Source organism: Shewanella sp. M16, assembly GCF_018224605.1.
Lineage (GTDB): Bacteria > Pseudomonadota > Gammaproteobacteria > Enterobacterales > Shewanellaceae > Shewanella > Shewanella oncorhynchi.
In genome coordinates this window covers 1-11,311 of record NZ_JAGTUL010000023.1, presented here as the reverse complement: position 1 = coordinate 11,311, position 11,311 = coordinate 1, and the positions used below count along the sequence as shown (strand labels likewise).

Sequence of the window (11,311 nt, the reverse complement as noted above, 5' to 3'; positions counted from 1 at the left end):
AAGGAATGGAATGGCCATTAAAGTATTAGTCGTTGATGACTCAAGTTTTTTCAGACGACGTGTTAGTGAAATAGTCAATCAAGATCCTGAACTGGAAGTTATCGCGACGGCCTCAAATGGGGCCGAAGCGGTGAAGTTGGCTGCTGAGCTTAATCCCCAAGTTATCACTATGGATATTGAGATGCCTGTCATGGATGGTATTACTGCTGTTCGTGAAATCATGGCTAAGTGTCCGACTCCGATCTTGATGTTTTCTTCTTTAACCCATGATGGCGCTAAAGCAACGTTAGACGCTTTAGATGCTGGTGCATTAGATTTTCTACCTAAACGTTTTGAAGATATTGCGACCAACAAAGATGACGCTATTTTATTGTTGCAACAAAGAGTTAAGGCATTGGGACGACGCAGAATGTTTCGTCCGATTGCACGTCCTGTGGTTGCGCCAACACCTAGTGTGCGTCCAACAGGTAGCGTTTTAGGTACAACGAGTATATCGGCTCATACGCCTGTCGCAGCTCCTGTTAGAACGTCAACGGCAACGACGATTCGTGCAAGTGGTAAGCAGTATAAATTATTGCTGATCGGTACATCTACTGGTGGTCCGGTTGCGCTGCAAAAAATACTCACGCAGTTTCCTGCAAACTATCCGCACCCAATTCTATTAATTCAGCATATGCCAGCAGCTTTTACCCCTGCATTTGCGAGTCGTTTAAATGGCTTATGTAAGATTGAAGTGAAAGAGGCCGCTAATGGCGATCTGCTTAAACCGGGTTGTGCATATTTAGCGCCGGGTGGTATGCAAATGATGGTTGAACGTACTGGAGCAAGTGGCCGATTAAAAGTTATCGCAGGCAGTGCTGATATGAATTATAAGCCCTGTGTGGATATCACCTTTGCTTCTGCTTCTAAAGCCTTTAGTGGTGATGTGCTTGCTGTTGTATTAACTGGCATGGGGGCGGATGGCAGAGAAGGCGCGCGGATGTTGAAAGCTGTAGGCGCAACCATTTGGGCGCAAGATGAAGCCAGTTGTGTGGTTTATGGTATGCCACAAGCCGTTGCGAGTGCTGGGATTGCCACCCAGTCGATAGCCTTAGACAACATGGCCGAATGTATTTTAAAAGAGTCTGTTCGTGTCTAAAAACCAATATCCGATGAGCACAAATAGTGTGCTCATCATCTTGTTGATGGGCATAGCCATTTTGGTTCTTGGTGCCTTAAGCCTTGATTACAAGCGTAAGAATAGTTTGCTGCAGGCGGATGTAAAACGTTTGGAATCGACTCAGGTGCTGTTAATGGTACCTGACGAACAGGCTGAGGCCATTGCAACTTGGTTAGCGTCTCATCCCGATCAGACTAAAGCAATGTTGCAATTAGCGGCTCCTGGTGAGCAGAAGGCTGTAGCGATTGGTCCTGAGCCGGTACAAAATAGCATTCCGCCTTTGCTGGGCGAACCAGATACTGAAATAGATACGGCGAAGGAAAAAACTAATCTGGAATCCTCTATTCCTAAACAGCTTCAAGCGCCAGAAAAAGAGGTTAAAGCTGTTTCTCAGACAATTGCCCCCCAAAATGCAGAGATGCTGCCCGTGGTGATATCTGAGAATGCCGATGGTGTCAAAGTGATTAGTTTGCCCAATGGCGGCATTCGAGTCACGACCAGAAAAGAGCAGTAATTTTTAGAACTTGTGAACTCACAATTTTCTAGTTCATTAGCATATTAACCAGTATAGGTAGGGGTCACTTCTTGAAAGTCTGGACCATAGCGAATCAAAAAGGTGGCGTAGGTAAAACCACGACGGTAGCGAGTTTAGCGGGAACATTAGCTAAGCGTGGTAAGCGTGTTCTTATGATAGATACCGATCCACATGCTTCGTTAGGTTATTACTTAGGTATTGATTCTGAAGAGGTTCCAGGCTCGTTGTTTGATGTTTTTCTTGCCCATAAAAACCTTTCTAAGGAACTCGTTTTATCCCATGTAGTGCCAACCTTAGTCGATGGTTTGGATTTATTACCTGCAACTATGGCATTGGCTACCTTGGACAGAGCCTTAGGTCATCAAGAAGGAATGGGATTAGTATTACGTAATTTATTAGCACTGGTTGCTGATGATTATGATGTTGCTATCGTTGATTGCCCACCCGTACTCGGGGTATTAATGGTCAATGCGCTTGCGGCAAGTCAGCATATCATTATTCCTGTGCAGACGGAGTTTCTTGCCATTAAAGGGCTAGAGCGGATGATTAAAACAATGGAGTTAATGGGCCGATCTAAGAAGACGCGCTACAGTTACACTGTTGTGCCTACCATGTACGATAAACGCACTAAAGCATCACCTGCGGCTTTGCAAGTTCTTGGTGCCGAATACAGTGATACTTTGTGGAAAGACGTTATTCCAGTAGACACTAAGTTTAGAGATGCCAGTTTGGCACATTTACCAGCATCGCATTATGCGAGTGGTTGCCGCGGCGTTAAAGCCTATGAAAGATTATTAGATTTCTTATTAGTTGGGGAGTTTGGCCATGTCAAAATCGGTTGATGAAACTGTTTTTGATTTTTTCGCATTATTGCTGCAGGAAGACGACAGTCCAAACCAGATTGTTTCCCCTCAAAGCATTGTAAAAGCAGACTCAAATCAAAATGTTGCCGTTAATCAAACGGAGGCTGCATTGCTCGATGCGGCAATTTTGGCTGAAAATGGTCGCACTGCTGCACCGCAGAATGTAGAGAAGGCCATAACGCCTACTGCGCAGTTGCAGCCAAAAGCGGCGCCAAGACAACATGAGTTTGTTGCTCCGGTAAGCCAGGTTGTAGCTCAAGTGAATAAGCAAGCGTTAGAGAAATTACTAGCGCCAGTACTAAAGACTGCAAGGTTAGAACCGATACTACCTTCAGTAGATATAGCGCCACCTGTTGATGTTCAACCTGTTGTGGTGGAAGTACCACAAGCTCAGCCTGTTGTTAATGAAACCGTTGTTGATGAAATCGTTGAGCCAGTGGTTGTGCCAGAAACACAAGTCGGCATTACGCCTCCTAGTGTGACAAAAGATTTGCAAGAAGTGCTCGATGATGAGTTTCAGGTACTATTCTTTAAAGTAGCAGGGCTGACATTGGCTGTGCCTTTGGTGAGTTTAGGCGGAATAGTAAAAGTTGAGCGGATAAACCACATCTTTGGTCGACCCGCATGGTTTCTTGGTGTACAGACGCATAGGGAGGAGCAATTGAACATTGTTGATACATGTGCGTGGGTTATGCCAGAAAAATACACAGATAAACTGGCGCAATCGGTAAATTATCAATATCTTGTATTATTAGAAGGCAGTAACTGGGGATTGACTTGTGAGTCCTTGGTCAATGCGGTAAAAATTAATAAATCGCAAGTCAACTGGCGTAGTCAAGCGGGTAAACGCCCTTGGTTAGCGGGTGTAGTGAAAGAACAGATGTGTGGCATTTTGCACGTACAAGCCTTAGTTGAAATGCTTAATGCGGGTTTAGGTTGTCAGGACTCAATTGGTTGAGGTAAACATGAAAGATACAAGAAATGTAGCAGCAGTCGCTGCAAGTAAAGATGATGCAGTATTACAATGGGTTACCTTTAAGTTGGACCATGAAACTTACGGTATCAACGTAATGCAAGTGCAGGAAGTGCTGCGTTATACTGAAATTGCTCCTGTACCTGGTGCCCCCTATTATGTACTAGGGATCATTAACTTACGTGGTAATGTCGTCACTGTAATTGATACCCGCTCACGTTTTGGATTACAGTCTGCTGAAGTTGATGATTCAACCCGAATCGTGATCATCGAAGCTGAAAAGCAGGTCATTGGTATCTTAGTTGATAGCGTTGCAGAAGTGGTTTATTTGCGCCGCTCTGAAATTGACAATGCGCCTAATGTTGGAACGGAAGAGAGTGCTAAGTTTATTCAAGGCGTGAGCAATCGCGACAATGAATTACTTATCTTAGTTGATCTCGACAAATTATTGTCCGATGAAGAATGGGCTGAGTTGACTCAGATCTAATCAATGAGTGTGATAAGGCTGAATGATTAGAATTCATTCAGCCATTTTGTTTATTTGCGAATAAATCGATGATGTTGAGTATTTACGATTTATGGATAGACGAAGTCTTTTTATTATAGCTTGAACAATGGCCAATTATATTGGTGACGTTAAGTGAGCACTTTGGAATAGATAACTCAATTGTAAGCCAGCTCCTAATCTATGGCTTTGAGTGAGTATAAGGATTTTTGATGGGCGATGAATTTTTGATCGCAGCGTTAGTCTATGTCATCGCATGCTTAGGGTTAGTACTCTTTTTACAAAAGCAATTGAGTAAATTAAGAAGCAAAGTTGAGGCATTGACTGTGTTAGTTAAAGAGGGCGATCGGCAGCGAGAGTCTTTTAAACGCGAATTGCAAGAATTACGCAGTGGCACAATCGGTGTAGGCCGTCGTGTTATTGAATTAGAAAAACGCATACTGCAACAGTCTGAACGGATTGAAGAGACGACTCAACAGGATCCACAGGCAAAACTTTATACTCGAGCCATGAAGATGGTCGCGCTTGGTGCTGGCGTCGACGAATTGATTAAGGAATGCGAATTACCTAAAGCTGAAGCCGAGCTGTTGATCCGTCTGCATCGTAAGTAATCGTTAGCCAATTGAACACTAAAAGCTAATTTTTCTGAATTAGCTTTTTTATTTTATGCCTTCTCGACAATTTTTTTATGCATATTATTCCATTGCTCAGGAAATTTACCGTCGAGCATATACACAAATGCAATCAGTTCGGCGATAAGCAGGTAAAGCTCCTTGGGAATTTCCTCTCCTAACTCTAGCAATTGCAAAAAATGGCTCAGATGGGGATCTTGATGGATATAAACGCCGTTAGCCTTAGCTAAGGCAATAATTTCTTCTGCGATAAGCCCTTCACCAGTCGCGACTATTTTAGGAGCGTTACGGCCATCGTAGCTCAGTGCGACAGCTTGTTTAGGTTCACTCTCTTCGCTCATATCGTTATTTCCAATGTTTTGTATAATGAACTCAATATTAGTGTTGGAACATTGTAACTCATTAAGCTTTTGTCTTTACGAGGAAATGATCACCAGGTAATAAGGTTGCTGGTACTTGCGCTATTTGAGTTGATAGTTCTCCAGGCGTAAAACCCAGTTGTGATAGTTTTTGGCTTAAGGGCGTTAAAAAGTTATTAACCTTATTAAGTAGTATCTGACTATTGCCTTTAAACTGGATATCTAATTGTTGATTGTGGTTTTGGGCTGAAATCAACAGGGGTCCTTGTGCTAGATTAAACTTCAGTTGTAAACGCCATCCCATTTTTTTATCTGGGTCATCAGGATCGGCTTCTTGCTCAAATTTCCCTTCCAGTTGCTCCTGTCGTTGGTTAATGCCATAGGGCAGGGCGAAGAACCACACCAAATTGCCAGTGCTCTCATTACTTGCCTGTTGGTATAAATGCAGGTTAGAGGCTAATAGTCCCATGCTATCAAGGCCTCCTGCTTTGCTCAGTTGCCCAAGAAGTTTAGTGGAGAAGCCCACTTTAGCTTGTAACTGTTCAAGGTAGTCGGCAAGCTTTTTGCTCACGGAATTCGAATTGTTATTGGCTTTAAAGCCAAGTAGCAGCTGAAAAAGTGAGGTTATTGCACTCCCATTCATGAGCATTGAGGCTTGATTTGATTGAGGCGTAGCAAGATTTAGACTCGCTAGACCGAGAATATTGGCTTTGAGTTCATCGATATCATTTAATTGGCTCAGTGGTGGCAGCCCTAAATGCGGTAGGTGTTTCAATAACTCAGATGCTAAATTCGAGCTGCTATTAGAACGAGATAACTCAATAGGAAGTGCCCCCGCTTTATTGAACGCTTTTTGTAAGACATCAGCCACTTTTATCGAAGTGTCAGTCTTAGCATCATTGTCTTGTTGTTCAGTCTTTTGGCTACTGGATCCTAAAATATTATTAAGTTTGTTTATGTCTGTAGGACTCACACTTAGGATTTCTTGTGATGTTTTTGAGCCTTGAGACAACCCGTTTTTGCTATTTACGTTTTCACCCATTTGTGATGTTGGTGATTGACCCACAAGCCGATTTTCAAGGGCTGAGTTTTGGGTGCTGATCTGACCTAGGTCTTTAGTTGTTGGCGTTATGACTTGCGCGTTAGAGATATTCTGTGAGCCAGTCGCATTAGGCGATGATGGAACATCTACTTTATTTTGAAGCTGCATAATACCGACTTTAGCCGTGACAATTTGTTTTGTGGGCTCAGGTAGAAAGTTGATATTTTCGAGTTTTTTTAGAAAGGAGGCAATGATCTGGGCTGGTTCAATTTTCGCGATCACAAGATCAGAAGATGGTTTATTTGTGGGAACCTGAGTTTCATTTACTGGCGCTCCAATCATGATTTCGAGTTTGCTCTGTATTGGGGTGAGTAATAAAATAGGGCGCCCCTGTTGAAAGGCTATTTTCGCGATGAATTCACCTTGATTAAGCTGGGGTCCAGGATCTTGTGCTACAACGGTACCATTAGCAAATTGAAACTCCTTGTTAACTATAGTGACGTTGGGTAATGGATAGCCCTGTGTGCGAGCCGCGAGCGCTGAAAGCTGCGTCTGAGATATGCCATTTTGTTGTGCCAGATTGATCACTGCCTCAGGAATTTTCAGTACGAGAGGTGTAGCTAACGCAAGTAGTTGGCTAGTGGAGTTTTGCACTATCGTAGTTGGAGTTGAGCTGTTCTGCGCATTGGGCGTGACTAAAAAGCTATTAGCAGTCAACAATATTTGCCGCTGTTGAGCATTAACTAGCTTTAAATTATATTCTGTACCGTTTAGAATAATACTATCTCCCTCAGGTGATGTTTGCACCTGAGCCGGAATAGGGCGTGGAGTAGCATTGAGGGCATCAGTGTGGGCCATCGCAGTGTGTAACTGCGAATTTTGACTGCTGACAAGTGGAATCGACTCCATTTAATGACCTTATATAGTTTATCCTGCGATACATTCGTTTAGTAAAATTAACAATTGACCAATTTTTTTTGCCAAGTATGCTTATGCGCCTTGTGACAAAGGAACTGTCATACTGGATAGTATGCCACTAAGACGAATTATCTTTATATCGTCATTTTTGTATTGTCACTTTAGCGAAAATTTGATGTCTAAACTGTACATTTATATTAAGAGAGCGATATGAAGTTAAAATGGATGGGATTATCTTTGGGGTTAATGCTGTTGCCTAAAGTGCAATCGGCTGAAGTATCCCTATCAGATACCATTCAGCAGGAAACACCTGCTAAGGTACAAATTACCTATGATGATCCCCGCGATCCGTTCGAAGGCTTTAACCGAGCTATGTGGGACTTCAACTATCTCTACCTAGATAGATATTTATATCGTCCTGTAGCCCATGGTTATAACGATTATATTCCTACGCCTGCTAAAACAGGTATCAATAACTTTGTGCAGAATTTAGAGGAACCTAGCAGCTTAGTAAACAACGTGCTGCAGGGTAAGTGGGGCTGGGCAGCTAATGCTGGTGGACGCTTTACAATCAATTCTACTGTCGGCTTATTAGGTGTCATTGATGTCGCTGACATGATGGGTATGAGCCGCAAGCAAGATGAGTTTAATGAAGTGCTGGGTTATTATGGGGTGCCTAATGGACCTTACTTCATGGCGCCATTTGCGGGTCCTTATGTTGTGCGAGAACTCGCGTCTGATTGGGTTGATGGTCTATACTTCCCATTGTCTGAGTTAACAATGTGGCAATCCATTGTTAAATGGGGACTTAAAAACCTTCATTCTAGAGCATCAGCAATCGATCAAGAGCGACTTGTTGATAATGCACTCGATCCCTATGCCTTTGTCAAAGATGCATATTTACAGCACATGGACTATAAAGTCTATGATGGTAATGTCCCTCAAAAGCAAGATGATGATGAGTTGCTCGATCAGTATATGCAGGAGCTTGAGTAACCCTATTGGCCGTACTTGACAGCATTTGTCTTTAGTCATCAAATGCTAGCCTTGTTAAATTTTGTTATTGGCATATTCACTTGAGTAATGGCTATGCGATGAACTTTATTCGGGAACCTTTATGGCGTTAAATGGTGTTGCGGTTCTTTTAGTTGAAGATGACCCCGTGTTTAGGCAGATTGTTGCAAGCTTTCTCGATAGCAGAGGTGCGCAAGTCACACAAGCCTGTGATGGTGAACAAGGATTGTCAGTTTTTAAATCGCAGCGCTTCGATATTGTTCTTGCAGACTTGAGTATGCCTAAGCTCGGTGGGCTCGATATGCTTAAGGAAATGACAAGGTTAGCACCTTTAGTGCCTTCTATCGTGATCTCGGGTAATAATGTCATGGCTGACGTCGTTGAAGCCTTACGCATTGGCGCAAGTGATTATCTCGTTAAGCCAGTATCTGATTTATTTATTATTGAACAAGCCATTAAACAAAGCCTTCATAGTTCCTACATTGATGATACTCAAGCCTCAGATTTTGACGCGCTATCCCACCAAGAATTAAGTGATAATCTAGCATTGCTTGAGCAAAGTGTTGCTGCGGCAAAACAAGTTCAGCAACAACTCTTTCCCGCTTCAAATATTAGTTATCCGGCAGCCAAGGTTGACTATAGCCTTTATAAAAATAGCGATATAAGCAGTTATTTCATTGATTCAACTATGGTAGGTAGTGATTACCTGATTATGTACATGGCCCATTTGTACCCAGAGGATAATCGAGCTGCGTTTGCCTGCGTTCTGCTGAGAAGTTTTGTTAATCAAAAGCTTAAAGATTTTAGGAATGGTCAGAGTCAAAGCATTATTGAGCCTTTTAACATGATGAGCTATTTGAACGAGCGTTTAGTGAAATCCGGTCTCGATATCAAAGCCGATATGATTTATGTTGCCATTGAGCTAACTAAGTACCGTGCTGCTATTGCACAGGCGGGTAAGGGGCTGCGTTGTTATCTGCGTAATGACGAGGGATTAAGCCCGTTAGCACTGTCTGAGAGTCTTCAGCTTGGCGTGTTAGATTGGGGTAAACCGAGCATTCAGTTCCGCAGTATTTTACCGCAAGAACAGTTATGTATTGCGACAAGTGAGCCTGAGCATAAACAAGCTTTACTTGATAACAAGTTTAAGGGCTTAGTCTATGATGCAACGCTACCCGCAGGTGGTTTTCTACAGTTAAGCCTTTAGTTTTTTTAGACGCTTTGGCAAAATTGAGTATCGAATAGCTGACTTAACAAAAACGCCTTACTCTTGCGAGTAAGGCGTTTTGTTTTAACAGTAAAAAACAGTCGAACAGGATTATTAACGTTTTATCGCTTCATGTTCAGCCGTCACTGCAATTTCACTTTCTAAGGCTTCGGCTTCAGTATGATGCTTGGTTTCTGCGCCATGCATCCAATCGACTAATTTGTCAGCCATAAAATACAGGATCACGCCAGATAGAGCAGCTGTAATCGCAATACCGGCAAAAATTGACATAGCATTAGCAAGTTGTTCCTCTTTGCCACCACCGTGACCAATCAAAGAGCCTACGACCCCAGCAACCTTGTTCGCCATCGCAATAAACAAGAACCAAGCGCCCATCATCAAAGAGGCTATGCGCAGTGGAGCAAGCTTAGTCACCATAGACAAGCCAATAGGTGACAAACATAATTCACCCATAGTATGGAAGAAATAAGCACCCACTAACCACCACATGCTTGATTTAGCAGTAGGATCGCTACCCATCTCAACCACAGCGCCAATCATGAACAAGAAGCCAATCGCCAATAAGAACAAACCTAAGGCAAATTTCACTGGCGAGTTAGGTTCATTTTTACCTAAACGGATCCAGATAGAAGCAATTACAGGGGCAAATAACACAATAAAAATAGCGTTTAGCGATTGGAAATAAGTCGTGGGCACTTCCCAAGTACCTATGTAACGGTCAGTAAACTCATTGGTAAATAAGTTCATTAACCCGCCCGCTTGTTCAAACCCCGCCCAGAAAATAATAGTGAACAAACCCAGCACCATAATCACCTTGAGACGATCACGCTCAATTTTAGTAAGTGGTTCTTTACGGGTATTGCCTAGCTTAGCCTGGCGTTCACGTTCTAGCTTGGCCGCAGGCACGGTGCCAATATTACCTAACAGTTTTTGAGCAAATAAAAATTGAATCACCAGCGACAGCAGCATACCAATACCAGCACAGAAGAAACCTGCCTGCCAGTTATTAACAAAAACCTCTTGGCCATTAACCATTTCAGTGTGGCCAAAGCTAGTATAAGCCCAAGCAACAATAAAGCCGGATAATGCCGCACCTAAATTGATTCCCATATAGAAAATAGTAAATGCACCATCGCGACGGTGATCACCTTCCTCGTAGAGATCGCCCACCATAGTGGAAATGTTCGGCTTAAACAAACCATTACCCAGAATGAGGGTACCTAAACCGATATAAAAAATGGTCGTTTCAATACCAGGAAACCAAGCATGAGGCGCAGCTAGCATAAATTGGCCAGCCGCCATTAACGCACCACCAAAATAAATGGCTTTGCGCTGACCCAGAAAATTATCAGCTAACCAACCACCAATCAGCGGCGTTAAATACACTAACGCAGTAAAAGTACCATACAAGGATAAAGCGTCAGCTTGGCTAAATCCTAAGCCGCCACCGCCTTGTTTACCCACCTGATCAACTAAATACAGTACCAAAATGGCACGCATTGCATAATAACTAAATCGTTCCCAAAGTTCTGTTGTAAACAGCAGGAACAATCCCTTGGGATGCCCAAGCATCGTTCCTTGTGGTTTTGCTACGCTCATGAAGTCTTCCACCTTAAGCTCGTGATTGCCTGTGGGCCCCTGAAACAGGATGATGTCACCACAGAAAAATGGTTGTTGCTCGTCCCAATATCGCCCGCAGGTTTTTATCAACCATTAATTCGCGCTATAGCATTCATTAATTGTTGAATAACCGCTAGTTACGTATGGGTTATTGTTACGTTTTTATAATAAAAGTAATGTGTTTAGCAGTAAAATGAGTATTTTCGCTAAAATCCCACCTTATATACCCCTTAAAAGCAACCAAAGTCAATTTTGGTAAGCTAAGTGGTGACATTATCAGCAGTATAGTGTTGTGATTTTAATTATGAATTAGGGTCTGTTGATCTTTCGAGAGTGATTTTTAGACAGCATGGCAAGACGTTATAATTTGCTTCGCCAAAAGTAACCATAACCTCAAGCCATGCCAAGACTTATGCTAACCGATGCACGCTGGGAAAAGCTATTTCATTTAATGAAAAGCACA

The 11,311-nt window shown here is 42.7% G+C and carries 11 protein-coding genes; 8 read left to right on the top strand and 3 right to left on the bottom strand.

The genetic code is table 11. The features are described from left to right. The first annotated feature begins 10 nt into the window (after positions 1-10). From KFE26_RS15380 to KFE26_RS15355, 6 genes are all read left to right on the top strand, one after another. The gene (locus KFE26_RS15380; RefSeq protein WP_212600925.1) at positions 11-1,138 is read left to right on the top strand and encodes a chemotaxis response regulator protein-glutamate methylesterase; all 1,128 of its coding nucleotides are present in this window, start codon (positions 11-13) and stop codon (positions 1,136-1,138) included. Between the two features lie 13 nt (positions 1,139-1,151). Continuing rightward, positions 1,152-1,673 carry a membrane anchored protein in chemotaxis locus gene (locus KFE26_RS15375; RefSeq protein ID WP_212600960.1) on the top strand — a complete coding sequence of 174 codons (522 nt, stop codon included), beginning with the start codon at positions 1,152-1,154 and terminating at the stop codon, positions 1,671-1,673. Between the two features lie 71 nt (positions 1,674-1,744). Beyond that, the gene (locus KFE26_RS15370; RefSeq protein WP_028761170.1) at positions 1,745-2,536 is read left to right on the top strand and encodes a ParA family protein; all 792 of its coding nucleotides are present in this window, start codon (positions 1,745-1,747) and stop codon (positions 2,534-2,536) included. Then, complete coding sequence (locus tag KFE26_RS15365; RefSeq protein ID WP_212600924.1) at positions 2,520-3,515, top strand: chemotaxis protein CheW; 996 nt, start codon at positions 2,520-2,522, stop codon at positions 3,513-3,515. The genes KFE26_RS15370 and KFE26_RS15365 overlap by 17 nt, the downstream gene beginning before the upstream one ends. A 7-nt stretch (positions 3,516-3,522) precedes the next feature. Then, complete coding sequence (locus KFE26_RS15360) at positions 3,523-4,017, top strand: chemotaxis protein CheW (protein WP_006082380.1); 495 nt, start codon at positions 3,523-3,525, stop codon at positions 4,015-4,017. A gap of 230 nt (positions 4,018-4,247) precedes the next feature. Next, the gene (locus tag KFE26_RS15355; RefSeq protein ID WP_028761168.1) at positions 4,248-4,646 is read left to right on the top strand and encodes a DUF2802 domain-containing protein; all 399 of its coding nucleotides are present in this window, start codon (positions 4,248-4,250) and stop codon (positions 4,644-4,646) included. 53 nt (positions 4,647-4,699) lie between these two features. Here KFE26_RS15355 and KFE26_RS15350 read toward each other — a convergent pair whose 3' ends face one another. Next, positions 4,700-5,008, bottom strand: coding sequence for an EscU/YscU/HrcU family type III secretion system export apparatus switch protein (locus KFE26_RS15350; RefSeq protein WP_028761167.1), 309 nt, complete (start codon positions 5,006-5,008; stop codon positions 4,700-4,702). 61 nt (positions 5,009-5,069) lie between these two features. Next, positions 5,070-6,977 carry a hypothetical protein gene (locus KFE26_RS15345; RefSeq protein ID WP_212600923.1) on the bottom strand — a complete coding sequence of 636 codons (1,908 nt, stop codon included), beginning with the start codon at positions 6,975-6,977 and terminating at the stop codon, positions 5,070-5,072. Positions 6,978-7,196: 219 nt separating this feature from the next. Between KFE26_RS15345 and KFE26_RS15340 the strand changes: the two genes are divergently transcribed. Both KFE26_RS15340 and KFE26_RS15335 read left to right on the top strand, forming a co-directional pair. Then, complete coding sequence (locus KFE26_RS15340) at positions 7,197-7,982, top strand: VacJ family lipoprotein (RefSeq protein WP_028761165.1); 786 nt, start codon at positions 7,197-7,199, stop codon at positions 7,980-7,982. Positions 7,983-8,103: 121 nt separating this feature from the next. Then, positions 8,104-9,207: a response regulator gene (locus tag KFE26_RS15335; protein WP_212600922.1), complete on the top strand. Its 1,104-nt coding sequence runs from the start codon at positions 8,104-8,106 to the stop codon at positions 9,205-9,207. A 114-nt stretch (positions 9,208-9,321) separates the two neighbouring features. Here the strand turns inward: KFE26_RS15335 and KFE26_RS15330 are convergent, their stop codons facing one another. Further along, positions 9,322-10,827: a peptide MFS transporter gene (locus KFE26_RS15330; protein ID WP_028761163.1), complete on the bottom strand. Its 1,506-nt coding sequence runs from the start codon at positions 10,825-10,827 to the stop codon at positions 9,322-9,324. Positions 10,828-11,311: the final 484 nt, after the last annotated feature.

Coding starts and splice junctions, on each gene's coding strand:
- KFE26_RS15380 (WP_212600925.1), top strand. CDS start 11: ATGGCCATTAAAGTATTAGTCGTTGATGACTCAAGTTTTTTCAGACGA.
- KFE26_RS15375 (WP_212600960.1), top strand. CDS start 1,152: ATGAGCACAAATAGTGTGCTCATCATCTTGTTGATGGGCATAGCCATT.
- KFE26_RS15365 (WP_212600924.1), top strand. CDS start 2,520: ATGTCAAAATCGGTTGATGAAACTGTTTTTGATTTTTTCGCATTATTG.
- KFE26_RS15360 (WP_006082380.1), top strand. CDS start 3,523: ATGAAAGATACAAGAAATGTAGCAGCAGTCGCTGCAAGTAAAGATGAT.
- KFE26_RS15355 (WP_028761168.1), top strand. CDS start 4,248: ATGGGCGATGAATTTTTGATCGCAGCGTTAGTCTATGTCATCGCATGC.
- KFE26_RS15350 (WP_028761167.1), bottom strand. CDS start 5,008: ATGAGCGAAGAGAGTGAACCTAAACAAGCTGTCGCACTGAGCTACGAT.
- KFE26_RS15345 (WP_212600923.1), bottom strand. CDS start 6,977: ATGGAGTCGATTCCACTTGTCAGCAGTCAAAATTCGCAGTTACACACT.
- KFE26_RS15340 (WP_028761165.1), top strand. CDS start 7,197: ATGAAGTTAAAATGGATGGGATTATCTTTGGGGTTAATGCTGTTGCCT.
- KFE26_RS15335 (WP_212600922.1), top strand. CDS start 8,104: ATGGCGTTAAATGGTGTTGCGGTTCTTTTAGTTGAAGATGACCCCGTG.
- KFE26_RS15330 (WP_028761163.1), bottom strand. CDS start 10,827: ATGAGCGTAGCAAAACCACAAGGAACGATGCTTGGGCATCCCAAGGGA.